The organism is Sedimentibacter hydroxybenzoicus DSM 7310 (assembly GCF_013403245.1).
Classification (GTDB): Bacteria; Bacillota; Clostridia; order Tissierellales; family Sedimentibacteraceae; genus Sedimentibacter; species Sedimentibacter hydroxybenzoicus.
Map to the genome: position 1 here is coordinate 1 of NZ_JACBNQ010000011.1, position 26,960 is coordinate 26,960.

Genomic DNA, 26,960 nt, shown 5'->3' on the forward strand with positions numbered 1-26,960 from the left:
AGATTGATTTTTCATGTGTCTTTCCTTAATTATTATGAAAACCCGCTAATTTTTAGCGGGTTTGTCAATAACCTGAGCCGCTTAAAAGCGGCTTTTTTAATTCAATTTTCCTTGAATTTTTAAAATAATGCTGTTAAAATACAGTTAGAGGCTATTAAATTTAATGGAGGATTTTATGAGTTTATATACAGAATGGACTGAAAATTTAGAGAATATTAAAACTCAACAAGAATATAATGATTTTTTCAAGGATTATATGGGAAAAGAGGCTGAATGCTATAAAAATATTCTTGGAAATAAAAACCCTGTTGTTGAAGGGATAATTAAGGATTTAGCAGAAAAGAATGATATGACTGCAGTTCAATTTATCGGTTTTCTCGATGGAGCTAACAACAGCTTTAAAGAATTACTGGTATTGGAGGATTTAACTGAAGACTCGGAAATTAAAGCAGAACTTGATTTTGAAAAACTATTATGGAACATGCATGATGCAAAAGCTGAATGGCTTTATGGAATGGATGAATGGAACAATATTTTTGACGAAGAAAAAAGAAAGCAGATTAAGAAAGATTATAACAGATCAAAAATAGTTATAAATGAAAATAAAATTGGAAGAAATGACCCATGTCCATGCGGTTCAGGTAAAAAATATAAAAAATGCTGTGGTAAATAACCACAAAATTGAGGGATAAATGAATGAACAGAACAAAGGGCATATTTTTTGGAATAATGGCAGCTTTTATTTATGGATTTACGCCGATTCTCGGCAAAATGTCATATATGGAAGGAAGCAATTCTTTATCCCTTACCTTTTATAGAAACTTCCTTTCTATTCCCCTTCTTTTTTTTATGCTGAAATTCAATAACATTTCTGTAAAAATAAACAAGGTAGAAACAAAAAAATTAGCAGTTTTAAGCTCTCTAGGCCCTACATTGACAGCACTTACCCTTTACGGCTCATTCAACTATATATCGGTTGGCATGTCTACCACCATTCATTATATTTATCCTGTGCTGGTTACTGCCGCATGCATTATGATATTTAAGGAGAAAGTCAGTAAAGAAATAATTATTGCATTAATCCTTTCAACTATAGGAGTAATGATGTTTTTAGAAGGAAATTTCAGCTTGCTTGGTGTATTCCTTTCATTTGCTTCAGGTGTAATATTTGCAGCACATTTGATTTATATCGATAAAAGCGGATTAAATTCTATGTATCCCTTTAAAATAACCTTTTATCTGTCCATATTTTCATCTGTTTATTTATTTTTATTCGGCATATTAAGTAAGACATTAGTATTTGATATAACCCCTGTAGGTTGGTTATTTACACTATCAGTTGCTTTTTTTGCATCGTTCTTAGCAAATTCCTTCATACTAATCGGCGTAAAACACGCAGGACCCACTATTACATCCATAGTAGGTATGTTTGAGCCCATAACAAGCATTATACTTGGAATTATATTTTTAAAAGAGCCATTAACCACTCGGAATATAATAGCATGTATATTGATATTAGCGGGAGTATTGATTGTATCAATAGTTAAGGATAAAAAAATCGAGAATTAAAGGTTTCAGGTGTTTAACATCTGAAACCTTTATATTTATTTTGCTGAAGCTGCGGCAGCTTTTCCAGCTTGAATACCCATAGTGGCACTCATTTGAATTGCCGAACCTGAGCATGGATATCGTCTATAAAATAATTCACCGTTCGCAACCTCTCCTGCTGCATACAAGCCAGGTATTAAATCACCTTCAGTTGAAACTACTTCACCGTCTATAGTTGTTTTAGGTCCTCCGAACGTTCCTGTTACACCATTTGTAGAGAATATTACCGCATAGTACGGAGCCTGATCTATCGAATTCAGTAAATTTACTTCTTTTAAATTAGCCATTCTGCTGCCGACTTTTCCAACTGCAGGCTTACCAAAATCTGTATCAATCTGGACATCGCATATTTCATTGTAACGAGATACTGTATCTGCAAGTACATTTGGTTCCATTCCCAACATCTCGGCAAGTTCCTCTATAGTATCTGCCTTGAATGCTGTTCTATTTTTTATCGCCTCTTCAAATCCTTCATTTTCAATTTTGGAGTCCATTATACCATAATAGTAATTTACTTCTTCATTAAAATACAAATCAGCTGATCTTTTAAACCAGTATTCATTTTCATTTCCAAATCTCTTGCCTGATGGCGTTACATTCAGAAACACTCCTCCTGCATCGGCAAAACTTGTAGCTCCCATATCCATGGGATTAGCAATTGCTCCACCCCCTGCAACAATTTCAGCCCCTGCGTCTCTTGCCATAATTAAACCGTCGCCCTGATGAGCTTCTCCAAGAAATGTACCATAAGCATTAATGGCCGGACTATACTGCTTCATAAGCTCTTCATTATTTGCATAACCGCCTGTTGCAAGTATAGTGCTTTCTGCATTTACGATCACTTTTCTTCCTTTGTTTTCCGCAATAACACCTTTAATAACTCCATTTTCATTAATCAAAGATATAGCAGGAGTTTCAAGCCTGACATCTACACCGTTTTTTTGAGCGGTTTCATACAATGGTAAAATGAAGTCTGTTCCTGATTCGCTGGCAGTTGAATGGTTCCTGTAAGGATCCTGTGCCGGATAATTATATGAAAATGTAACATCACCAAATGTTACTCCTCTATCCTTCAGCCACTCTACCGTGTTACTGCTGTTATCAGCAATATATCCTACTATTTCTTCATTTATCTTCCCTTCTCCTACTTCAAACCAATATTGTTTTAAAGCTTCAGAAGAATCCTTGATACCTTGGCTTTCCTGCATTTCAGTTCCTGCTGCAAGTATTTCGCCTCCACAAACTATAGATGCACCGCCGACATTTCCCATTTTTTCTAAAAGAACAACCTTTGCTCCTTCTTCAGAAGCAGTTACAGCTGCAGAAAGACCAGCTATTCCTGCACCTATTACAACGACATCCGCATCGATAATCTCATCATTCAATACAACTGCTTCTATTCCTTTTTGCTTAAGCTCTTCAATATTCGCTCCTGCCTGCTGCAAGCAATCTGTTGCTGCAGCAATTATAGCGTTACTTGTAATAGTTGCACCTGATATCACATCAATTTTTAAGCCCTGTGCACTTAATATATCTGTCGGTATTTTTTCAATAGCCGGATCAGATATACCTGCCGTTTCATTATGGCCTAACACTCTTATAGATTCAATCAATTCATTACTAACCACAACTTCAACTTCTACATCCCCATTCATACCTTTTGATTTTGCGGTATAGATTCCTGCCTCGAAGATTCCTTCTTTATCTACTGTTGCAGGTGGTGAAGTGTTGCTGCTGCAGCCGGCAAGACTGAGTACGAATACAGCAATAAGCACAAGCGAAATAATTTTCTTTAATTTTTTCATATCTTTCTCCCTTTTAATATTTTTATATAAGCAGGCAAAGCCCATTCTTATCAATGATTTTTAATACCGTCAATAACTGTTTCAATCAATTGGTTTAATAAATCCTCATCGTACAAAGCATCGGAATTTTGCTTTATGTATGTTGAAATTCCTTCCACAGAGCTGAAAACTATTTTACATAAAAACTCTATAGGAAGATTTTTAAATTCTCCATTTTTCATACCGGCTTCAATATAAGCTCTATTTATTTCATAAGATTTAGAAAATAATCCGTCCTCTGTGTCGGAATAATTAACTGGTGTGTAAAAAGAACGTATAATGGAGGATTCTTTAGGAAATTCTGCATTCCACATTAATATGTTCTTAATTCTTTTCTTTAACTTCTCAGTAAAGCATTTTTCATCATCAACATCCTTAACGGAGGCTTTCAGATGAAGATCAAAGCAATAATCAAAAATATATTTTTCAAGTTCTTCCCTGCCTTTAAAATACAAATACACTGTTCCCTTTGCAATACCCGCATTCTTAGCAATTTGCTGCATAGTGGTATTTTCGACTCCTTGTCCAAAAAATAACAAAATTGCAGAATCTCTTATTTTAATATACTTCTCAGGGTCTAACGCTGAATATCTTGCCATTCTAACCTCCTGTAAATTAATGACCACACGGTCATTAATAGTCATTAAAAAAATTCATAAGCAACCTTTTTAAAAATCCTTAGAACTTTGATAATAATATAACATATAAATTTGCTGTTGTAAATAGTTTTCTAATAGGTAATTATATGTAAAAAAATTTGCTTCGCAAATTCCGCTAAGGGGACCTATGTCCCCCTTCGGCGTAAAATGCGAGCATTTTACTGAGCCCCCCCCTTAACGGCAAGGACGTCCCGTCCTTTGCAATCCTCGTTTTTTATGCATATAGGAAAAACTTTCCTATATGCATAAAAAAATCGGTCATACATTGAGACCGACTTCTGTTTTAAAATGATACTGAAATAAGTGTGTAATAATCAGAATCAGATAAGATTTTAATTTATGCTTTGAAAGCATGTATAGACATTCATTTTTTCTCCTCTTGCAAAGCCAATCAATAATATATTCAGCTCTTTGGCCATATCAATAGCCAGGCTGGTTGGAGCCGACCGTGAAATAATAGTAGATATTCCTCTCTTTGCCGTTTTTATAAGCATCTCAGAGGATATTCTTCCGCTTGTTATTACAATTTTATCTGACAAATCGATTCCCTCAATTAAGCTGATTCCTAAAATTTTGTCCAATGCATTGTGTCTTCCTATATCCTCTTCAAAATACAGTATTTTCTCATTATCACACAGTCCGCAGCTATGAACTCCTCCCGTGTTCAGGAAAAGCTCCGACTTCTGATTGAATAATTTGCTTAATTGTATTACCGTACCTTTGCTGATATTTACCGTTTTCTCAATCTTCCTACATTTTATGGAATCAATAACATTATAAAATACCGTTCCCTTCCCGCATCCGGAGGTTATGGCCCGCTTACCTGACAGATTTTCATTTAGCATTTTTCTGTATTTTAAATATACGTATGCCCTTCCCTTTTCTTCATTAAGCAGAACCTTTTCTACCGCATCCAAGGAGTTAATATATCCTTCAGAATATAAAAATCCTACAGCAAGCTCCTCTAAGGACTTAGGAGTGCACAAGAGCGTAATTATTTCTTCATCATCTATAAATATGGTAAAGGGGTATTCAATTATTACCTCATCATCAAATTTATCTGAAATATCACCTTTAATTTTTATTATTTCATATTTCTTTGTTGTATCCATCAGTTACTCCAACCACCTGCATTTAACAGGAATTTGTTTAAATCCTCTCTCGTGTTTAAATTAAGAAACATATCCCAGTTAGGACTGAACTTACGTGCATCTTTTTCTTCTATATAAGATATATTAACATCCTTAATTAATCCATGAACAGATCGTCTTCCGGATTCAAGGTATTTCCCAATGTTTTTTATAAGCTCAACCGAATAGAAGCTGCAGAACGGTTCAATCCAATCTCCGAATTTAGTAACACAGCCAAGGGAATTATTATCATTCAACCTATCCTTCAAATAGCGTACATATTCCATATTTATATTTGGCATATCACATGCAGCTACAAAGGCAAGACTACTTGAAGAATGGCTTAACCCCGCATGTATACCTCCGAGAGCTCCCATGTCCTTAAGTATATCCTTTGTAATTTTGTGTGATAAACCGATATATAACTCCGGTTTATTGGTCACAATTATTATTTCCTCAAACTCACGGCTCAGCTTTTGAATCATCCTATCCATCAGGCTTCTTTCATTTATTTTAAGAAGCTGCTTGTCAAAGCCCATTCTGGAGCTTTTACCTCCGGCCAATATAATTGCTGTTCCGAATTTTTTCATTTTAATCACCGTTCCTTAAGCATTCAACTGTGTTAATTACTTTGCCTTCTCTATTCTGACTGCCGCTACCTTCAGCTCTGAAATCTTTGCTATGGGGTCGGTTGCGGAATTAGTAAGATAATTGGCGGCTCCATCCGCAAAATGGAATGGCATAAACAATACATTTTCATCGATTATTTCAGAAATTTTTGCAGTGGTTTCAATCTGTCCTCTTCTTGAAGTTAACTTAACTCTGTCACCATTTCTAATCCCAAGCTTATTGGCATTCACTTCATTTATTTCAACATAGGATGAAGGAGCAATTTCATTTATTCCCTCAACCCTCCCTGTCATAGTTCTTGTATGGTAGTGATATAGAATCCTTCCTGTAGTAAATATATACGGATATTCACTGTCCGGCATTTCCGCACTTTCGACATATTCGGCAGGCATGAACAATCCTCTTCCTCTTGCCATCATTCCCTTATGCAGATACTTTGTTCCGGGATGATGCTTATCAGGACAAGGCCATTGAATTCCGCCATTATTTATCCGATCATAGGTAATTCCGCCATAGGAGGGAGTTAATGAGCTTATTTCTTCCATTATCTTTTCCGGATGTAAATATTTCTTTTCAAATCCTAGATAATTCATTAATTCCATAAGAATCTGCCAATCCGGCTTCGATTCTCCAACGGGTTGAATTGCCTTTCTCACTCTTTGTACCCTTCTTTCTGTATTTGAAAAGGTTCCGTCCTTTTCTGCGAAGGATGCTGCAGGAAGTACTACATCTGCATATTCCGCCGTCTCCGTCATAAATATATCCTGGACTACAAGAAAGTCCACATGCTCCAAGACTTCCTTTACATGATTTATATCCGGGTCGGAAACCATCGGGTTTTCCCCCATAATATACAAGAACTTTATTGAGCCGTCATGAACACCGTTAAATATTTCCGGTATAGTCAGCCCCGGTTTTGGTGAAAGCTTCACTCTCCAGGCATTTTCAAATTTCTCTATTACCTCCGGCTTGAAAACCTTCTGGTATCCCGGTAAATCTGCCGGCAGTCCGCCCATATCACAGGCACCCTGCACATTGTTTTGCCCTCTCAGGGGATTTACTCCTGCACTTTCCTTACCGATATTTCCGCACAACATTGCTAAATTGGAAATACTCATAACCGCATTTGTTCCCGTAGTGTGCTGAGTTACACCCATTGTATAATAAATGCCGGCTTTATCCGCTTCTCCGTAAATTGTCGCTGCTTTTATTATATCTTCTGATTTGACACCACAAATTTCTGCTGCTCTTTCAGGTGTGTATTCCTTAATTATATTGACTAATTCATCAAAGTTTTCACATCGTTCATCTATATACTTCTTATCATACAATCCATTCTCAAGTATTACATTCATCATACCATTTAACAAAGCAATATTTGTTCCGGGCTTAAGCTGTAAATATACATCTGCATAATCAGCAAGCTCAATCCTTCTCGGATCAGCTACTATGAGCTTAGAGCCGTTTCTTACAGCCTGCTTCATTCTTGCGCCGATGATGGGATGATTTTCTGTAGTGTTCGAGCCGATTACAAACATGGCATCAGTATCTGTTATTTCCTCTATACTGTTCGTCATGGCACCACTGCCTAATGTAGTTGCAAGACCTGCAACTGTAGAGGAATGTCAGAGGCGTGCGCAGTGATCAACATTATTTGTACCTATAACTGCTCTGAACAGCTTTTGAAATAAATAATTTTCTTCATTGGTACATCTCGCCGAGGTCAGTCCTGCAAAGCTATCAGCTCCATATTCCGGCTTAAGCTCGTTTACCTTTTTTCTGATATACCTATATGCCTCATCCCATGTAGCTTCTTCAAACCTGCCGTTTATCTTTATAAGAGGTGTCTTCAACCTGTCGGGATGATTAATAAATTTATATGCAAATTTACCCTTTACACAAAGAAGTCCGTTATTCAACGCATCCTTTGCAGGCTCAACGTCAACTACTTTATCTCCCTTTACGACTAAATCCATCTGACAGCCGACACCGCAGTAGGAGCAGGTAGTTCTTATCTTCTTGTTCTCCCAATATCTGTATTTCTGTCTCTTGGGACTTAATGCTCCCACAGGACAAACCGATACACAATTTCCGCAGGAAACACACTTTGAATTAATCAGACCTTCATTATAGGGAGTGGTAACAACCGCATCGAATCCTCTGTTTTCTATTCCGATGGCTGCAGTTCCCTGTAATTCGTCACAAACTCTTACACAAAGTCCGCAAAGTATACACTTTCTTGCATCATAATCATAAAATGGATTGGATGTATCTGTCTTTGGTGTTCTCTTTGCTCCCTTAAAGGTCCCTTCAGCAACACCGTATTCGTAGCTGTAGTCCTGAAGCTTGCAATTTCCGGATTTATCGCAGGTTAAGCACTCCATCGGATGATTTGATATTATTAAATTAAGCACATCTTTTCTTGCTTTTATAACATCCTTAGATTTTGTATTCACTACCATGTTATCCCTTACCATGGTACTGCATGAGGTAACCGGATTCTTAGTTCCCTCCACTTCAACTAAACATAATCTACACGATGAGGAAGGATTAAGTCTTTCATCATGACACAAAGTAGGAATGTTTATGCCGGCATCCTTACATGCTTGTAAAATTGTAGTATTCTTTTTTATCTCATACTGAATGCCGTCTATAGTAATATTCACTCTATCACTCCTTCCCTTCTCTTTCCTTTTCTGCATTTATTTTATCAATTCTTTCTAATATATCTTCGATACCCAGCATCTTCGTCCAATTAGTTTCGATAAATTGTCCGTTTATCTTTCTGTACGGAGCTTCCGGTTTATCAACATATAAAAGCTCAGTCGTAAGACGACCCTTTAAGCATAGCGGACGACCATTGGCAGGGGGCTTGGCCACAACAGCCACATTCACTGTTCCTTTTGATTTTATTTCAAATTCGCAGCCATACTGACAGGATTTACATTTTATTACTTTTGATGCTCCGTCCCATGCTCTTATTTTTCCCATGGCTCTCTTATCAACTAATGCACCTACAGGACATACCGTGACGCATCTGTTGCAGGATACACAGCTTGATTCTTCAAGTGTCTGGTCAAAATCTGCAATTATTTTGGTACTATATCCCCTCTCAGAGAAGGATAGAACCATTCTGTCGCTCACCTGGGAACAGGTCCTTACGCATTTACCGCACAGGATGCATTTCGCATTATCCTTAAGAATGTACGGACTTGAAGTATCCAACAGCTGCGGTCGCATAGAACCACTATGGTCTCTGAATTTCAGTCCATATTCATAAGCGTATTTTTGTAAATAGCAATCTCCCGCCTTCTGGCATGTAAGACAATCGTTCGGATGGCTGTCCAATAATAACTGTAATATATCCTTTCTTGTCTTTACAACCAAATCACTTTTAGTATGAATTACCATTCCATCTCTGACTCTTGTAGAACAGGATGTTTCAAGCTTATTGCTGCCTTCTATTTCAACAACACACAGGCGGCAGGCAGCCACCACATCAAGGTTGGGATCATAACAAAGAGCGGGTATTTCAATATCAAGCTTTTTTGCAGCTTCCAATATAGAAATATTATTAGGTACCGTAATCTTTTGACCATCTATTATAATTTTAACATTTGCCATCTCAATACCTATCCTTTCACCACTGCCTTTACCGGCTTAACAGGACATACCTCATAGCAGGTACCACACTTAATACAGACATCTTGATTTATCACGTGTCTTTCCTTTACCTTTCCCGTAATGCAAGAATCAACAGGGCAGCTTTTAGCACATCTGGTACACCCTATACAAGCCTCTGTTATGAAATATTTTATCAAAGGCCGGCAAGAGCCGGAAGGACATTTTTTCTCATTAATGTGCGCCTCATATTCATCTCTGAAATATTTTATTGTAGTAACTACCGGATTAGATGCGGTCTGTCCAAGCCCGCACAATGATGCTTTGCTTATCGTCTCGGAAAGGTCTTCCATCAGCTCAATATCTCCGTCTTCACCATGACCCGATACTATTCTCTCGAGAATTTCAAGCATTCTCTTTGTACCCTCTCTGCATGGTACGCATTTCCCACAAGACTCGTCAACCGTAAATTCCAAGAAAAATCTTGCTACATCTACCATGCAGGTATCTTCATCCATAACTACCATACCGCCTGAACCCATGATGGAGCCTATTTTCCCCAGGGATTCAAAATCAACAGGTGTATCAATCAGATGTGCAGGTATGCATCCTCCTGAAGGACCTCCTGTCTGAACTGCCTTAAAGCCTTTTCCGTCCTGTACTCCACCACCGATATCATAAACAATTTCCCTGAGGGGTGTACCCATTGGAACCTCAACAAGCCCTGCATTCTGAACCTTTCCCACTAAGGAAAACACCTTTGTTCCGGGAGATTTTTCAGTCCCTATACTTCTGAACCAGTCAACACCCTTTTGAAATATTACAGGCACATTTGCATAGGTTTCAACATTATTTATTATAGTAGGCTTCTGCCACAAACCCTTATGTGCTGTTCTGTGAATCTTGGTTCTCGGCATACCTCTTTTACCTTCAATAGATTCTATAAGAGCCGTACCTTCTCCACAAACAAAGGCACCAGAGCCAAGGCGCAACTCTATATCAAAGCTGAAGCCTGTTCCTAAAATGTTGTTACCGAGTATTCCAAGCTCTTTCGCTTGCTCTATTGCAGTCCTGAGCCTTTTTACAGCTATGGGATACTCTGCTCGTACATATATAAAGCCTTTATCAGCACCGACAGCATAGCCTCCTATCGCCATTCCCTCCAGCACTGAATGAGGGTCATTCTCCAAAATAGACCTGTCCATAAATGCACCGGGGTCGCCCTCGTCTGCATTGCAAATCATGAACTTTTGATCAGCATCATATTTAAAGGCCTCATTCCATTTTCTGCCCGTCGGAAATCCTGCACCGCCCCTGCCTCTGAGATTTGAAGCCATCATATCATCTATAATTTCACCGCTGCTTTTATTAAATAATATATTTGCCAGTGCCGAATAACCGTCTACTGCTATATAATCCTCAATCATCAAAGGATTTATAATCCCGCAGTTCTTAAGTGCAATTCTTACCTGTTTTTTATAATAATCTCCGTTTAAAACGATAGAGCCATCCTCATTTATGTCTGCATTTCCTGCCTCGCCGACGCGTGCTTCAAGGATTGGTCTATGCTCCTTACGTATTTGCTGCAATCTTTCAAGTGTTAGCACTTTTCTACACCCCATTTCTATACTTTTCAATCAATTCTTTTACCTTATTCTTCGTAACCTTAGCGTATACGTCATCATTGATGACTATAACAGGTGCGAGGCTGCAGTCACCGACACATCTCGTAGAATCAATTGAAAATTTCAGATCGAGTGTAGTACTTCCTGCCTTTATACCGAGGATCGTTTCAATCTCCTCCAATATAGCTTGTGCACCCTTTACATAGCAAGCTGTACCAAGACATACGCTTATAATGTTTTTTCCTTTAGGTATAAAAGAAAATTGTGAATAGAATGTAGCAACTCCATAAATTTCAGCCATTGGAATTTTTAAAGTTCTTGATATTAATTGCATGATTTCTCTAGGCAAATAACCAAAAAGCTCCTGTGCCTCCTGCAATACCGGCATAAGCGCTCCGGGGATTTCCCTATGATCTTGTATGAACATTTTGAAGCTTTCAATTTTTTCTTTGTTTTTTTCTTTGTCAAATACAAACTCCATCCTTGTTCTCCTTATTGAAATGAGACAGCCGACACAATTATTTAGTGTCGGCTGTATTCAGATGTTTGAATAATAAATACTGTCTAAAACAGTCCCTTTATCTTTCCGTCTACATCAACATCTATGGTTTCTGCTGCAGGAACCTTAGGAAGTCCCGGCATTTTCATTATATCTCCTGTAAGTGCTACCAAAAATCCTGCTCCTGCAGATATTGTAATATCTCTTATTGTAATTTTAAAATTAGTCGGTCTTCCCAATACTTTAGGATCATCAGTCAATGAATACTGATTTTTAGCCATACATATTGGCATATTACTAAATCCAAGCTTTTCAATATTTGCTATTTCCTTATTTGCTTTCGGAGCAAATTCTACATCATATGCACCGTAAAGCTTAGTTGCTATTGATTTAATTTTTTCTTTTACAGATAGATTTAAGTCATATGCAAATTCTAACTCACCCGGCTTTTCAGTTAATCTTATAACCTCATTAGCAAGCTCCTGACCGCCCTTGCTTCCCTTGCCCCAAACCTCGGACAATGCAACATTTACACCTAATTCCTTGCATTTTTCTTTAATTAAGTTAAGTTCTTCATCTGTATCTGTCGGGAATTTATTTATAGCGACAACCGCAGGAAGCTTAAATACCTGAGTAATATTTTCAACATGCTTCAGTAAATTTGGAAGTCCTTTTTCTAATGCAGCTAAATTTTCCGCACCTAAATCCGCTTTTGCAACTCCACCATTATATTTCAAAGCTTTTACTGTAGCAACGATAACTACGGCACTTGGTTTTAAACCTGTTTTACGGCATTTTATATCTATAAATTTTTCGGCTCCCAAATCCGCTCCAAAGCCTGCCTCAGTAACTACATAATCAGCAATTTTACTTGCCATTTTTGTAGCAATAACACTGTTACAGCCGTGAGCTATATTTGCAAAGGGTCCTCCGTGTATAAATGCGGCAGTACCTTCCAATGTCTGAACTAAATTTGGTTTTAATGCATCCTTCAGTAGTGCAGCCATAGCACCCTCTGCCTTTAACTGACCTGCTGTAACTGCTTCACCGCTTCTGCTGTATGCAACAACTATTTTTGATAAATTTTCTTTTAATTCCAGTATATCATTAGATAAGCAGAAAATGGCCATTACTTCAGAGGCAACGGTAATATCAAATCCATCCTCTCTTACTACTCCCTCTGTTTTTCCGCCAAGGCCGTCAACTATTCTTCTCAGCTGTCTGTCATTCATATCAACAGCTCTTCTCCATACAATTCTTCTTGTATCTATATCCAGCTCATTGCCTTGATGGATATGGTTATCAATCATTGCCGCAAGAAGATTGTTTGCCGCACCTATTGCATGGAAATCACCTGTAAAGTGAAGGTTAATATCTTCCATAGGAACGACCTGAGCATATCCTCCGCCTGCTGCTCCGCCTTTGACACCGAATACAGGTCCTAAGGATGGTTCACGAAGTGCTATTATTGTTTTTTGTCCTAAACTTGAAAGTGAGTCCCCCAAACCGATGGTTGTTGTTGTTTTACCTTCGCCTGCAGGAGTGGGATTAATGGCTGAAACTAATATAAGCTTAGCATCTTCGTTATCTTTTAATTCGTTTTGTAAATATCTAAAGTCTATTTTAGCTTTATATTTACCGTAATTTTCTACATACTGATCGGGTATACCTATTTTTTCAGCTATGTTGTTAATTACCTGCATAGTTGCTTGCTGTGCAATTTCAATATCACTTAAAAATTTATCTGGCATTGCTCCTCCTAAAAAATGTTATCGTTTTTATAATATTTATAAAAAATATATTTGTATTATATTATAAAGTATGATAGTATAAAATACAATTTATTTAATATTTAACAGAGTAGGCAAGGTGCGTTAAGTGTTAGGGGATGGGATGTCGCCCTTAAACGAAAGCTTTACGCTGCGGTATCTTGTCGCTTCCGCTGTATTTGAGGATAATTACAGTGTTATCCTCCTATATTGTGCGGAGGTATTATTGCTCAAGAAGGAGGATAATATGAGAAATAATACAGCACAAAAATTCACATCATTAAAGATTGTGAGAGCCGGGCTTTTTATAGCCATGAGCTTAGTTCTTAAGGTTATGTTTGAGGTTTATATACCACTTGGGGGAATTCCGGCGCTGCGTATAAACTTCGCATCTATACCCTTAATGTTATCAGGAATAGTGTTAGGTCCGGCAACCGGATTCCTGGCAGGTGCGTCAGCAGACTTGATTAATTTTATGGTTAAACCCGGCGGTCCGTTTTTCCCCGGTTTTACATTAGCCAGCGGTTTAACCGGATTATTGCCCGGCTTGATTTATAAGTATACAAAAAAAGATATAAATTATAATTTTTTAAATACAATTTTTATATCGCTTTTATCTGTTAGCTTCGTATCAATATTCATTTATCAAGGTCTGTTAACCTTTGATAACGGTATAATGTATAACGGAAACTCTTTGAATCCTATTTATATAGCAGGATTTTTTGCTTTAGTGTTAATTTATTTAATTATTCCCATAAAAATAACATCCAAGCACAGTGATTACAATATGAATAAAATTGTTTTTACTGTCAGTGTTACACAATTGATAACCTCAATTATATTGAATACTTACTTTTTAACTATTTTATACGGAAAGGGAATAATGGCATGGCTGCCGGCAAGAGTGTTAACAAACTTCTTTATGATACCTTTGTATTCAATAATAATAGTGGCAATATTGAATGCATTTAAAAAGTTAGAGAAATCCTAACCCAAATTTTTATTAATTGCATCCGCCGCCAATTTTGCTGTTGAAAATGCTGCCTGAATGTTAAAACCACCCGTATCACCGTCGTAATCAATTACCTCACCTGCAAAATAAAGGTGGGGTATTATTTTTGACTCCATGGTTTTCGTATTAATTTCTTCTGTTGATACTCCACCCTTTGTAACCATGGATACATGGAAACCGCCTAACTTTTCAATCTTGAAAGGGTAATTTGAAATCAGCTCGATTAATTTCTTTCTTTTGTTTTTATCTAACTGGCTGCATTTTATTTCTTCATCAGCATTTACCAGCCCCATAATCTTTTCAATGAAACGTTTTGGTAAATCATATTTTCTTAAAGCAGTTTTAATATTAATTTTACCTGACGCTAAAATTAAATTCTCAAAATCCTTTTTAAATTCTTCACTGTTTTTAAAGGTCGTAAAATTAATTTTCAATATATCTCCCTTTTCCATATACCTTGAATTATTCAAAATAACAGGACCTGATATGCTCACGTGGGTAAACAGAAAATCGCCTCTGAATTCATTTATTTTTTTATTGTTTCTCCATAATGTCACACTTATATTTTTGAATGAAATTCCCGGTATATCCTTAAAACCATAGTTGTCCGTGTAAACAGGAGTCAAGCTTTCCGTCGGCTTTTCAATTTTATGACCCAAGTTTTGAGCGAGCTTATATCCGTCACCTGTTGAACCGGTGTTTGGATATGACTTCCCTCCTGTGGCAATTATTACATTATGACCGCTAAAGGAAGATTTTGAAGTTTTCACAGTGAAAAATTTATTTTCATGATACATTACGTTTTCTACGGTTGAATCATATATAAATTCCACGCCGCTTTTTCTGCAGCAAAAAATTAATGTGTTTAATATATCCTCAGCTTTTAATGATTCCGGAAATACCTTTTCGTCTTCTCTTATGAAGCTTTTAACACCATGCTTATCAAAAAATTCTATCGTGTCAATATTCGACAAGTTAAAAAGAGCAGATTTTAAAAACCTGCCCCTATTGCCATATCTTTTTAAAAACTCGTCCAAATTACAATTATTTGTATAGTTGCACTGACCTGCACCCGATATGAGAAGCTTTTGACCCGGTGCAGTATTTTTTTCAATTAATAAAACTTTTTTGAATTTAACAGAAAGTGCGCTGAATAATCCTGCCGCTCCTGCTCCTATTATTATTACATCGTATATCATTCTGATATTATTATGGTTACAGCCACATATTCTCCGTTCTGAGAAGTAGCGGTGCTGGATATATATTGTCCTTCCTCTAGGTTTCTTAAATACCTTGTATTGCCTGATATATTAATTATTTTCGTGCTGTCTGTTACATTTAAATATACGAGTTCAGGTTGACCGCTTCCTGTACTTGTATTTTGCATCATTATTATTTTATCTTTTGTATTAACAAAAATTACCTTACCGGAAAAATTCGTTACAGACTGAAGCTCTGATGCCTCAATTGTAACAATTTCACCTCCGGAGGTATTGATATTGACATCGTATCCTACTCTCAGATCATTAATGGATGCAGTTTTATTTCCAAGTGTTACAATAACATTTTTGCTTATGGAGTATTGTTCAACATCTCCATCCTCGTCGGTAATTTTCAATTTGCTTTCCGAGCCTAATATAATCTCTTTTATGATTCCGCTCATTTCAGCTTCCTTGGCAACAGTGTTAATTTCAATCATATCATCATACTCAGTCGTAACGATGACTTCATCCCCAACCCTTACCTGATCGAAGCTTGATGCTTTATCATTCCTCGTAACTTCTACATCACTGTTAAATTTAAATGTTTTTACTTCATCCTTCTCCATCTTTACAGAAATCGTAATAGGATACTTAGAATAATCTATTTTGGAAATTACGCCTTCATATTCTTTAATGCGGCTGACAGCATTAACCTGATAAACCTTTCCATCATCCAGCAGAAGTGTAACTTCATCATTCTTATTTAGTTTTCGCAGTTCAACCTCTTTGCCGTCAAGATAAACCTTAGCATCCGAAGGTATTCTATATTGCAGCTTATCCTTATCATCATCAATTATTGTCAAGGATGCAGGTGATGCATAGGCAACTATGGATATTCTGCCGATTTTAACCTCTTTCGAGTTATCTACCTCAATGCTTATAGCTAATCTGTCCTCGTCTATCTTGCAGTTTACAATCATGTCTTTTTTTAAATCAGAAAAGTCTCTTGATCTCTTATTTATGGTTATCTTTGTATCGTCATCTATTCTTACAATATTTTCTTTTCCGCTTTCATTTTTGATATATATGTATGTTTCATTTTTAGATGATGAAAGCTGAGAGATTATGCCGCTTTCGACCGTTGTTTTTGCAAAATTCTCAAATTCGGGATACACGTCATTATCCTGTAAATAATCGTAGGCTTTATCTATAACGGTTGCTACCTCAGCCCTTGTTATTTTGTTGGTAGGATTAACATTCTTTTTATCGTCTCCCTGCATTATTTCTTTATCATACATTACGTATACATACGGTCTTGCTGAAGCAGATATTTTGGCCGCATCGGTAAATGGAAGAGAATACACCTTCAAATCCTGCGCTTCTTTTCCTAATAGCATTGCTTTAGTTAAAAGTACAGCTATTTCTTCTCTCGATGCATCCTGAAAAATTGTTTTTTTAGAGAACATATCTTCAATACCTTTTTCAGAAACAACTCCCAATTCAATTATTATCGATAAATATTCGAATGACCAATCATAACCTTTCGTATTAAGCATACGATCAAAGCTTGATTCATATTCTTCAATTATTTGTTCTCTTAAATCCTCCTCAATGTCATATAATCTTGACATCATTATCAATGCTTCTAAAACCGTAACATTGTTATCCGGTTTAAATGTTTTATCATCATAACCGGCAACCAAACCGTTGTTTGCAACTCTCTCTATGTATCCTTTAGCCCAATGATTTGAAATGTCTGTGAATGTTACCGCATTTACTGTCATTGAAAGGACTAAAGAAAGAACAATTACCAGCAATATAACCTTTTTCATAGTGCCTCCTATACCCATATTTTTAAAAATTATATCACAAAACAATCATTCCCGCAATTAATTCTTAATTCGACAATTCAATTTTACTATTGACATATCATTAATTTATGATAAATTTTAATCATGACAAATAATTGGAGTGCCATATGCTTTTAATTTTAAATAAAAATGCTGATAATAAAGAGATATCTATAATAAAAGGTAAAATAAATAAATTAGGGTTAGAGGTTAACGAAATCAAGGAATTAAACTATCACATACTTGGTTTAATCGGCGATGTCAGCAAACTTGATCCCGGTATTTTTGAAGCTTATAAAGCTATTGACAAGGTAATATTTGTTCAGGAGCCGTATAAAAAAGCAAATCGTCTGCTGCACCCCAACAATACTGAAATTAAAGTTAACAATGAAATCATCGGCGGAAATAAAATAAATATAATAGCAGGCCCCTGTTCCGTAGAAAATCAGAAGCAAATATTAAGTATTGCCGATGATGTTAAAAAATACGGTGCTAAATTCTTAAGGGGAGGAGCATTCAAGCCAAGGACATCTCCATACAGCTTTCAAGGGTTAAAACTTGAGGGATTAGAACTTTTAAAGCTTGCCAAACAATATACAGGACTTCCCATAGTAACTGAATTAACATCCTTGGATTTCTTGGATGAATATGTTGATAGTGTGGATATTATACAAGTTGGCGCACGTAACATGCAAAACTATGAAATGTTAAAACAACTTGGAAAAATTAACAAGCCCATATTATTAAAAAGGGGACCGTCCTCGACGGTTGAAGAACTGTTAATGTCAGCAGAGTACATACTGCTTGGTGGAAACGAAAATGTTATATTGTGTGAAAGAGGAATAAGGACGTTTGAAAGCTATACGAGAAATACTTTAGACCTAAGCGCGATTCCCGTAATAAAAAAATTAAGCCACCTTCCTGTTATAGTTGACCCCAGCCACGCAACGGGCAGATGGTGGATGGTAGAACCAATGGCACTTGCTTCTATCGCGGCAGGAGCCGATGGTTTAATAATTGAGGTCCATAACGATCCTGAAAATGCACTGTGTGACGGGAATCAATCGATAAAACCGGATAAATTAAAGCAGCTTATGGAAAAATTAAAACTTATTGCAAAAGCAGTGGGAAGAGATATATGAAATTAGATATTTATATAGAAAAAAACACGATGAAGTACGAAGTAATAATAAAAAATGCTTTAATTCAAAATCTGTCAGAGGAAATTAGAAATGTTTATACCGGCAAAAAGATAGCTGTCCTAACAGATGAAAATATATTTGAACTGTACGGAAGCAAATTGGAAAGCAGTTTACACGAGCAGTTTTATATCAGCTTTATTGTAATAAAGCCGGGTGAAAACAGTAAGACACTCAATGTTTTAGAATTTGTTTATGCGAAACTTTCAGAATATAATATTCAAAGAAGCGATTTGATAATTGCATTTGGCGGAGGTGTTGTAGGTGATTTAACCGGATTTGCGGCTTCCACATATTTAAGAGGCATAGATTATATACAAATACCCACATCGCTTATTGCCCAAACAGATTCATGTATCGGAGGTAAGACGGCAGTTAATTTAACACAGGGAAAGAATTTGGCCGGAAGCTTCTACCACCCAAAAGCAGTATTGATTGATACTGATTTTTTATTAACCTTAAGTGATAAGCATATAAAAGACGGTATGGGTGAAATTATAAAATATGCCTGTATAAAAGATTTATCATTGTTTCAAATTTTAATGAATATTAAATCAAAACAGGATCTTTTTGAGGATATAGAAGAAATCGTGCACACATGCTTAAGCATAAAAAAACAGTTGATTGAATCTGATGAAAAGGATAACGGTATGAGAATGCTCTTAAACTTCGGTCATACAATAGGTCATGCCATTGAAAAATATTCAGGCTTCCAAATAGCTCACGGAGAAGCAGTATCCGCTGGCATGCTGATAATAACAAAAAATAGTGAAAGAATAGGATATACGGAAATCGGAACATACGAAAAACTAAAAGCTGTATTGGATAATTTTAATATTCAATACAATTTAGACGATTATAATAAAGAGGAAATTAAAAAATATATTTTATCCGATAAAAAAAATTTGAATAATAATATAAATTTAATCTTACTGAAGAAAATTGGCGAAAGCTTTGTACGCAATGTACCAATTAATTTAATTGATGAATTCATAACCCCGTAATGACATGAGACAGGAGACAAGAAATTATGGATATTTTAATTAAGCCGACAAAGCTCAAAGGAAAATTAAATATACCTCCTTCAAAAAGCTTAAGCCACAGGGCTGTTATCTGCGCTTCTTTATGCAAAGGTGGAGAAAGCATAATCAAGAATCTCATTTTATCCGAAGACATAAAAGCAACAGTGGAAGGCATGAAACGGCTAATCGACAAGCATATTCATAATCTGGTGATTGATTGTAAGGAATCCGGCTCAACTCTCAGATTTTTAATTCCCATTTCCATTGTCTTAAACAATCAATGCAGATTTAAAGGAAGCCCAAGGTTGTTTGAGCGACCCTTGGATATATATTTCGATATTTTTAATGAGCAGAATATTACTTATAAAACATCTAAGGATGTCCCATTATATGTTAAAGGAAATTTGAAAGCTGGTACATATAAAATATCAGGTAAAATCAGCTCCCAGTTTATTTCAGGTTTATTCTTTGCCCTTCCTCTTCTATCCGGTGATTCTAATATCATAATTTCGGACAGCTTGGAATCTAGAAGCTATGTAAATATGACAATTGATGTAATGGAGAAATTTGGAGTTATAATAAAACAAATGAATGCAAATGAATTTTATATCAGGGGTAATCAGAATTATATAAGCAGCTCTTATACTATAGAAGCCGACTATTCTCAGGCAAGCTTCTTTTTAGCGGCAAATGAATTAGGAAATAATATTGATTGTTTAGGATTAAATGATACTTCTTTACAGGGTGATAAGGAAATAGTCGATATAATAAAAAGATACAAAAGCGCAGAAAGAGAAATTGTAATTGATGCATCCCAAATACCTGACTTAGTTCCGATAATATCTGTGCTTGCATCTTTAAAAAATGGCTTAACAACTAAAATAATAAATGCCGGACGCCTTCGTATAAAGGAATCGGACAGATTAAAAGCAATTTCAACAGAAATGAAAAAAATCGGCGCTGATATTAATGAAACTGAGGACGGATTAATTATCAACGGAGTAGAAAAATTATCGGGCGGAACCAAAGTAAGCAGCTGGAATGACCATCGTATAGCAATGTCATTAGCTATTGCCGCAACAAACTGTGAAAAAGAAATAATACTTGAAAATTGCCAAGCGGTTAATAAATCTTATCCCACCTTTTGGGACGATTATAAATATTTAGGAGGTGAAATCAATGAGCTCAATAATAGGTAATAAATTGAAAATAAGTTTATTTGGTGAATCACATGGTGAGGCGACAGGAATAGTAATTGACGGTTTGCCCCCTGGAGTAGAGTTGAATTTAGAATATATAGACGAGCATATGAAAAAAAGATCACCCGGACAAAGCGTATTATCAACTCCTCGCATAGAAAAAGATAAATACGACATAGTAAGCGGTTATTTCCAGGGAAAAACTACAGGTACCCCACTTTGTGCTCTAATCAGGAATGAAAATATAAAACCTGGGGATTACAGCGAAATAAAATCAAAAATACGCCCCGGTCATGGAGATTATACCGGATTTGTTAAATACAAGGGATTCAATGACTACAGAGGAGGCGGTCATTTCTCGGGCAGATTGACGGCCCCCTTAACCTTCGCCGGTGCCATTGCCATGCAAATACTTCAAAGCAAAAATATACATATAGTAAGCAGAATAAAAAGTATAAAAGATATAACAGACGATATTGAAATAAATTTACAGGAAAATGAAATTGACAGATTATCAAAAATGAATTTCCCCGTACTTTCTCCGGATAAACTGAGCCTGATGCAGGAGAAAATAACAGAAGCAAAAGAAAACAACAATTCAGTCGGAGGGATAATTGAAACTTATATAGTAAACGTACCTGCCGGTTATGGAGAGCCGTTTTTTGATTCGGTTGAAAGTAAATTATCTCATATGATGTTTTCAATACCTGCGGTTAAGGGCATAGAATTTGGTGCTGGATTTAATATAACTACACTTGCAGGCTGCAATGCAAATGATGAATTCATTATAACCGAAAATAAAGTAATGACAAAGACAAATAATAACGGCGGAATATTAGGCGGAATAACTAACGGCATGCCCATTGTTTTCAGATCTGCCATAAAACCAACCTCCTCAATAGGTATATCTCAGCGTACAGTAGATTTACATGAAATGAAGGAAACCGAAATTAATGTTACCGGACGACACGACCCGTGCATAGTTCCGAGGGTTATACCCGTGATAAATGGTGCTTCTGCATTAGTGATTCTTGATTTGATTTTAGAAAGAGACGGTGAACTATGGATTTAAATTCTGTAAGAATTGAAATAAATAAAATAGACAAAGAAATAGTTGCCTGTATGGAAAAAAGATTTAATTTAGCCGTAGAAATAGGCAAATATAAAAAAGAAAACAATCTGCCTGTATATGATGAAGTCAGAGAAAAAAAGGTAATAGAAAGCTGCATAGGTTATTTAAACAATAAGAATTATGCCAGTCATATAGAATATATATATATGCAGATTATGAACTCAAGTAAGGAATTACAGCTATGAGAAAAAACATCGTATTAATAGGAATGCCAGGCAGCGGTAAGACTGCAATAGGAAAAGAACTAGCCAAAAAGTTAAATATGAGTTTTGTCGATATGGATGAAATGATCGAAGCAAAAGAAGGTAAAAGTATTACGGAAATATTTAAAATTGGAGAAAAATATTTCAGAAACTTAGAAACCGACTGTGCAGAAGAATTAAGACATAAAAACTCCTTAGTTATTTCTGCGGGCGGAGGAATCGTTAAAAGGAAAGAAAATATTGATTATTTAAAAAATAATTCTATTGTGGTTTTTATAAACAGGCATCCTGATAACATTGTAAACGATGTTGATATTCAAAAGCGACCTTTACTGTGTAATGATATCAACAATGTATATAAGCTTTATGATGAAAGAATAACTTTATATAAAAAATATTGTGATATTGAAATAATTAATGATAGAGAATTTATTGATATTGCAGAAAAAATTATACAAGAGCTCATAAAAACATCCTGAGGGCTGATTATTAGCCCTCTATTGCAGAATTTTAATAAATAGGCATACAATACTCGGCTCAAATTGTGTTCCCGCATTTCTTTGCAGCTCGCAAACAGCATCTTCACTGCTCATAGCATTTCTATATACCCTGTCACTGGTCATAGCATCGTATGCGTCAGCCACCGCAAGAATACGACATGAAAGGGGAATTTCCGTTCCTTTTAACTCTCGTGGATATCCACTGCCGTCCCAGCGCTCGTGGTGTGACAATATCAAATCCGCCACAACAGCAAGCTCCGGTGTTGCCTGAGCAATACGATAACCGATTTGAGGATGCTGTTTCATCTCTTCCCATTCTTCAGGAGTAAGAGATCCAGGTTTTTGCAGAATATTCGGATCAATGCTGACCTTTCCGATATCATGCAGAAGAGCCAGCAGGGAGAGCTCGTCCATTTCCTTGGATGAAAGCTGAAGCTCTCTTCCTATGGCGTGACAGTATGTTTCAATCCGTTTTGAATGTTCCTCTGTTTCGTTGCTTTTTTCATAAAGGGTGGCAAGCAGTGTACTTATAATAGCATTCCTATAGCTCTTTCCATCCAACAGCTTTTGTTGATACATATATTTTTCTGCTTGTTGAATTGCTTGCTGGATACTGTTTTCTCCCGTATGCTTACATGCGCATCCAAGTGACAAGCTAAGAGATAAACTACTGCCTTCTATTGCAATATGGACGTCCTTAATTTTTTGGATAACCTCTTCTGCCGATTCAAGCGGTTTCCCGGTCATGATTATAACAAATTCATCTCCACCCCAACGAGCAATCAAATCATCTTCTTTACAGAACTTTTGCATAATCTCGGCTACATTTTTAAGTAAAGTGTCTCCGGCCTTATGTCCGAATACATCATTTGTTATTTTGAGACCATTAACATCTGCCATAATCACTGAAATAGGCAAGTGCTCATCTTTATCCAATACAGATATTTTTTCCTCAATGTAACGACGGTTATATAGACCGGTCAAATGATCGCGGTAGCTTAAAAACTCAATTTGTTTTCTATGGTTCTTTTCGTCACTGACATCACGGAATACCATCACAACACCGAAGGTTCGTCCGCCTTCAGTTTTGATGGGCGCCGCACTGTCTGCAATTGGTATATACCTTCCCTGGCGCGTTACCAATTCGGTATGATTTGCAAGTCCTACAATCCGCCCGGTTTCCAAAACCTTTAGTATAGGATTTTCCACTAATTGTCCGGTTTCTTCATTCTGAAGAACAAACACTTCAGTAAAATATCTTCCCACCGCAGTATTCTTATCCCAGCCTGTCAGATTTTCAGCAACACTGTTCAAGCCGGTAATTATACCGTTATTATCTGTTGTAACCACACCATCGCCTATAGATTGCAACGTCGTGAGCAGTATTTCCTTTTCCATATAAAGTTCTTTCTTATAATCTTCCCGATCCGTGACGTCAAAAATAATAGAATAAAGCAATGTGTTTTTTCCATCCGAGATAGGACAGGAATAGACATCCACTATCCTGATATCCCCGCTTTTCAAACGATGGGGAAAAATAAAGAAGCGCTGCTTTTTTTTATACGTCATCAGACGATATTTTTCCACTTCATCAGGCGGCAGCATGTTGATGTCGCGGATTAAAAGACTTTGAAGCTCCTCCTTAGAATAACCGTAAAACTCGCAAGCCGCAGGGTTTGCATCAACAATTCTTCCTGAAATCGGCTCAATTATCAACATAACAGCGTCATGATAATCAAACATTGACTGTAGTCTCTGAGCCAGCACCTCATTTTCATCCTGGGCTTCTTTAAGCTCTGAAACATCCTTGCTGGAACATAGGAGATAGCGTATCCCATCCTTCCCAAATACCGGAGTTACTTCTGTCTGCCAAACCCGCTTTCCCGGTGCAAAGTTGAAATTCTGTTCATAGCTGATGGGACGGCCTGTCCGCATGCATTCCTCATAGTATTCCTGCAGCTTTGAACCCACCTCATAACCAAGAAGTTGGATGGGTGCCATTCCATTAATATTGCTGAAACCGGTTAATGCCTGATGCACAGCGTTATTGCGGATATATCTGAATCCACCTCTGCTGTATTCAACGAGACTGATCGCATCATGGGTTTTGTTGAAAACAATATCCAAATCCTCATCATGTCCATGCCATCCTAACTCCCCGTCTGCGTCCCGTACGACCAGCATCAGGGATTCTTTGCCCAAAGGGACGACTGTAATCATAAAATACCTCTTTAAAGCTTCAAACCATTGCGTCGTTTCCTGAGTCCTTCCCAACCGGGCAACATCTTCATAATAAGAGAGCCAGAATAGCCCCTCGGACTTTGCAAATCCTGTAAGTCCGGATACTTTTTTATGTAAGATATCCTCTCTGCTCCAGCCTGTCAGCTTTTCAAAAGCGTAGTTGATGTCAGTGAACATATAATCTACAGCTTTGTTACGTTTATTCAAAAATAGTCTCAGATAGCCGATGCCAAAAGGAGGGTCATCCGGCATATTTCGAAAATTATCAGCTTTCATACTTACCACCCTTTCCGGCACATGTCTACATGATTGTCTACATGTCCTCCTGCATTATTTCCTCACAAAGCTTGAATCTTCCAACCTCTTCGCGAAGTGCACCCGCCTGTGCAGACATTTCTTCGCTTGTGGCCGAATTTTCTTCAGCCGTAGCAGCATTCGTCTGTACAACATCGGAAACCTGCTCAATTCCTTGTTTAATCTGTTCTATAGCCTTGGTTTGTTCATAAGATGCCTGTTCAATCTTAGCAAAGCTTTCGGTAACCTTTAGAGCACTTTTCCCTACATCCTGCAATACCTGCGCAGTTTGTACGGTTATTTGTGTGCCTTTGGATACGGTATCAACAGAATTATGAATTAAATCTGACGTCTGCTTTGCAGCCTCCGCAGATTTTGCAGCCAGACTGCGCACCTCATCCGCTACAACCGCAAAGCCCTTGCCCGCAGCCCCTGCACGTGCTGCTTCAATTGCAGCATTCAATGCAAGTATGTTTGTCTGGAACGCGATGTCCTCAATTACCTTCGTAATATTAGCAATCTGATTGGATGCGGAGCCTATTTCCTCCATAGCCGCTGTGAGCTGCTTCATATGCTCGTTTCCTGCATCTACCCCTGCACCTGCCTCATCTATATAATGTGCTGCTGATTTGACGTTGGAAGAGTTTTCTGCTGCCTGCTCTGCAATTTGTGTAACAGAAGCATTCAGCTCCTCAACCGAGGATGCCTGTTCCGCAGAACCTGCCGCAAGTTCCTGCGCCCCGCTTGAAACCTGAGAAGCTCCGATACTTACCTGTTCGGCTGCGGAATTTATGGTCTGCAGTGTATTGTTCAACGCCGAAGCCGTACTCTGAATTGCCTGCTTGATAGCAGCAAAGTCACCAATATAATCCATGTCCACACTAATGCACATATCACCTTTGGATAGCTGACCAAGCTTATCCGATATGTCACGTATATATCCGTTTATGATGCTGATTGCCTTATTAAGAGCATCCGCCATCTTACCCATTTCATTTTGACTTTCGAGGTCAATCCGGATATTGAGTTCGCCTTTCGCAAGCTTCTCGGCAGCCTTAGTTATCTTCATGGTTGGTTTAACGGTAATTCTGATAATAAATAATGCTATAATCACTGACACAATCAATACCATACTTATAATGATGAGTTGTATAATCGAATTTGTCTGTAATGTTGAAGCCGATACAGTCATGCTGTAAGCAGCCAATTCATTGCATCTGTCGGCAATGCCGTTAAGGCCGCTGATGATAGTCATTACATTCGGTAAAATTACACTGTTCAGAAGCTCTTTTGCCGCTGCAGGGTTGGTCTTATTAAGCTCTATAATATCTCCTGCCCGTCCGTGAATTGTATTATGTGGCTCTATAATGCCTGATATTGCAGATGATATAATCGCATCGTTTTTCAGTTCATCATTTAATGTGTCCATCCATGTACCAAAAGAGCAGGTATGAGGGTCAAGACTTCCGGTAAAATCCGTACCTTTATCCAAATGATTTCTTAAATTGTCTACCCATAAAATATGTGCGGCTGTTATACTTGAAATCTCCTGGCTCTGTTCAATCTTATGTTCTACATCGGCTTCACAAGCTCTGTTTTGTAACCATCCGGTTATTAAAACAGTAACAGCGATGGCATTAAATACAAATATGATCGCAAATAGAAATAATAACTGTGTTTTAATTGACTTTTTAATCGATTTTATCATTTGATATCCTCTT

The 26,960-nt window shown here is 37.1% G+C and carries 22 protein-coding genes and 1 riboswitch; of the genes, 9 read left to right on the plus strand and 13 right to left on the minus strand.

Annotated features, from left to right (window positions below; genetic code table 11):
• The first annotated feature begins 175 nt into the window (after positions 1-175).
• Both HZF24_RS10465 and HZF24_RS10470 read left to right on the plus strand, forming a co-directional pair.
• On the plus strand, positions 176-673 hold the full coding sequence (locus tag HZF24_RS10465) for an SEC-C metal-binding domain-containing protein (RefSeq protein WP_179238266.1): 498 nt from the start codon (positions 176-178) through the stop codon (positions 671-673).
• Positions 674-696: 23 nt separating this feature from the next.
• The gene (locus HZF24_RS10470; RefSeq protein ID WP_179238267.1) at positions 697-1,569 is read left to right on the plus strand and encodes a DMT family transporter; all 873 of its coding nucleotides are present in this window, start codon (positions 697-699) and stop codon (positions 1,567-1,569) included.
• Positions 1,570-1,604: 35 nt separating this feature from the next.
• Here the strand turns inward: HZF24_RS10470 and HZF24_RS10475 are convergent, their stop codons facing one another.
• The 9 genes from HZF24_RS10475 to HZF24_RS10515 all read right to left on the minus strand — a co-directional run bounded on the left by HZF24_RS10475 (position 1,605) and on the right by HZF24_RS10515 (position 13,367).
• Entirely contained in the window at positions 1,605-3,413 is a 1,809-nt protein-coding gene (locus tag HZF24_RS10475; RefSeq protein WP_179238268.1) for an FAD-dependent oxidoreductase, read from the minus strand.
• A gap of 50 nt (positions 3,414-3,463) precedes the next feature.
• Positions 3,464-4,051 (minus strand): TetR/AcrR family transcriptional regulator, encoded by a 588-nt coding sequence (locus HZF24_RS10480; protein WP_179238269.1) that lies wholly within the window; start codon positions 4,049-4,051, stop codon positions 3,464-3,466.
• Between the two features lie 392 nt (positions 4,052-4,443).
• Positions 4,444-5,223: a formate dehydrogenase accessory sulfurtransferase FdhD gene (gene fdhD / locus HZF24_RS10485; protein ID WP_179238270.1), complete on the minus strand. Its 780-nt coding sequence runs from the start codon at positions 5,221-5,223 to the stop codon at positions 4,444-4,446.
• Positions 5,223-5,831 carry a molybdenum cofactor guanylyltransferase gene (gene mobA, locus HZF24_RS10490; RefSeq protein WP_179238271.1) on the minus strand — a complete coding sequence of 203 codons (609 nt, stop codon included), beginning with the start codon at positions 5,829-5,831 and terminating at the stop codon, positions 5,223-5,225. The genes fdhD and mobA overlap by 1 nt, the downstream gene beginning before the upstream one ends.
• Before the next feature lie 36 nt (positions 5,832-5,867).
• Positions 5,868-8,573: a formate dehydrogenase subunit alpha gene (gene fdhF, locus HZF24_RS10495; RefSeq protein ID WP_179238272.1), complete on the minus strand. Its 2,706-nt coding sequence runs from the start codon at positions 8,571-8,573 to the stop codon at positions 5,868-5,870.
• Complete coding sequence (locus tag HZF24_RS10500; protein ID WP_179238273.1) at positions 8,542-9,495, minus strand: 2Fe-2S iron-sulfur cluster-binding protein; 954 nt, start codon at positions 9,493-9,495, stop codon at positions 8,542-8,544. The genes fdhF and HZF24_RS10500 overlap by 32 nt, the downstream gene beginning before the upstream one ends.
• An 8-nt stretch (positions 9,496-9,503) precedes the next feature.
• Positions 9,504-11,114, minus strand: coding sequence for an NADH-ubiquinone oxidoreductase-F iron-sulfur binding region domain-containing protein (locus tag HZF24_RS10505; RefSeq protein ID WP_179238274.1), 1,611 nt, complete (start codon positions 11,112-11,114; stop codon positions 9,504-9,506).
• Positions 11,104-11,598 carry an NADH-quinone oxidoreductase subunit NuoE gene (gene nuoE, locus HZF24_RS10510; protein ID WP_179238275.1) on the minus strand — a complete coding sequence of 165 codons (495 nt, stop codon included), beginning with the start codon at positions 11,596-11,598 and terminating at the stop codon, positions 11,104-11,106. The genes HZF24_RS10505 and nuoE overlap by 11 nt, the downstream gene beginning before the upstream one ends.
• 83 nt (positions 11,599-11,681) lie before the next feature.
• Positions 11,682-13,367, minus strand: a complete 1,686-nt coding sequence (locus HZF24_RS10515) for a formate--tetrahydrofolate ligase (RefSeq protein ID WP_179238276.1) — start codon at positions 13,365-13,367, stop codon at positions 11,682-11,684.
• A 103-nt stretch (positions 13,368-13,470) separates the two neighbouring features.
• Positions 13,471-13,563, plus strand: a riboswitch (THF riboswitch).
• A gap of 69 nt (positions 13,564-13,632) precedes the next feature.
• Between HZF24_RS10515 and HZF24_RS10520 the strand changes: the two genes are divergently transcribed.
• Positions 13,633-14,376, plus strand: coding sequence for a folate family ECF transporter S component (locus HZF24_RS10520; RefSeq protein WP_179238277.1), 744 nt, complete (start codon positions 13,633-13,635; stop codon positions 14,374-14,376).
• Here the strand turns inward: HZF24_RS10520 and HZF24_RS10525 are convergent.
• Together HZF24_RS10525 and HZF24_RS10530 are read right to left on the minus strand one after the other, a co-directional pair.
• Positions 14,373-15,596 carry a BaiN/RdsA family NAD(P)/FAD-dependent oxidoreductase gene (locus tag HZF24_RS10525; protein WP_179238278.1) on the minus strand — a complete coding sequence of 408 codons (1,224 nt, stop codon included), beginning with the start codon at positions 15,594-15,596 and terminating at the stop codon, positions 14,373-14,375. The genes HZF24_RS10520 and HZF24_RS10525 overlap by 4 nt on opposite strands.
• Positions 15,593-17,431, minus strand: a complete 1,839-nt coding sequence (locus HZF24_RS10530; RefSeq protein ID WP_179238279.1) for an S-layer homology domain-containing protein — start codon at positions 17,429-17,431, stop codon at positions 15,593-15,595. The genes HZF24_RS10525 and HZF24_RS10530 overlap by 4 nt, the downstream gene beginning before the upstream one ends.
• A 146-nt stretch (positions 17,432-17,577) precedes the next feature.
• Between HZF24_RS10530 and aroF the strand changes: the two genes are divergently transcribed.
• The 6 genes from aroF to HZF24_RS10560 are packed head-to-tail and all read left to right on the plus strand — an operon-like array spanning position 17,578 to position 22,683.
• On the plus strand, positions 17,578-18,591 hold the full coding sequence (gene aroF, locus HZF24_RS10535; RefSeq protein ID WP_179238280.1) for a 3-deoxy-7-phosphoheptulonate synthase: 1,014 nt from the start codon (positions 17,578-17,580) through the stop codon (positions 18,589-18,591).
• Positions 18,588-19,652, plus strand: a complete 1,065-nt coding sequence (gene aroB, locus HZF24_RS10540; RefSeq protein WP_179238281.1) for a 3-dehydroquinate synthase — start codon at positions 18,588-18,590, stop codon at positions 19,650-19,652. The genes aroF and aroB overlap by 4 nt, the downstream gene beginning before the upstream one ends.
• A 23-nt stretch (positions 19,653-19,675) precedes the next feature.
• A complete protein-coding gene (aroA, locus tag HZF24_RS10545; RefSeq protein WP_179238353.1) occupies positions 19,676-20,869 on the plus strand; it encodes a 3-phosphoshikimate 1-carboxyvinyltransferase in 1,194 nt (397 codons plus the stop codon).
• Positions 20,850-21,941: a chorismate synthase gene (gene aroC, locus HZF24_RS10550; protein WP_179238282.1), complete on the plus strand. Its 1,092-nt coding sequence runs from the start codon at positions 20,850-20,852 to the stop codon at positions 21,939-21,941. The genes aroA and aroC overlap by 20 nt, the downstream gene beginning before the upstream one ends.
• The gene (locus HZF24_RS10555) at positions 21,932-22,186 is read left to right on the plus strand and encodes a chorismate mutase (RefSeq protein ID WP_179238283.1); all 255 of its coding nucleotides are present in this window, start codon (positions 21,932-21,934) and stop codon (positions 22,184-22,186) included. The genes aroC and HZF24_RS10555 overlap by 10 nt, the downstream gene beginning before the upstream one ends.
• Positions 22,183-22,683 (plus strand): shikimate kinase, encoded by a 501-nt coding sequence (locus HZF24_RS10560; RefSeq protein ID WP_179238284.1) that lies wholly within the window; start codon positions 22,183-22,185, stop codon positions 22,681-22,683. Before HZF24_RS10555 ends, HZF24_RS10560 begins: the two co-directional genes overlap by 4 nt.
• A gap of 18 nt (positions 22,684-22,701) precedes the next feature.
• Here the strand turns inward: HZF24_RS10560 and HZF24_RS10565 are convergent, their stop codons facing one another.
• Positions 22,702-25,221, minus strand: a complete 2,520-nt coding sequence (locus HZF24_RS10565) for a PAS domain S-box protein (protein ID WP_179238285.1) — start codon at positions 25,219-25,221, stop codon at positions 22,702-22,704.
• A gap of 37 nt (positions 25,222-25,258) precedes the next feature.
• Positions 25,259-26,947 carry a methyl-accepting chemotaxis protein gene (locus tag HZF24_RS10570; RefSeq protein ID WP_281372281.1) on the minus strand — a complete coding sequence of 563 codons (1,689 nt, stop codon included), beginning with the start codon at positions 26,945-26,947 and terminating at the stop codon, positions 25,259-25,261.
• Positions 26,948-26,960: the final 13 nt, after the last annotated feature.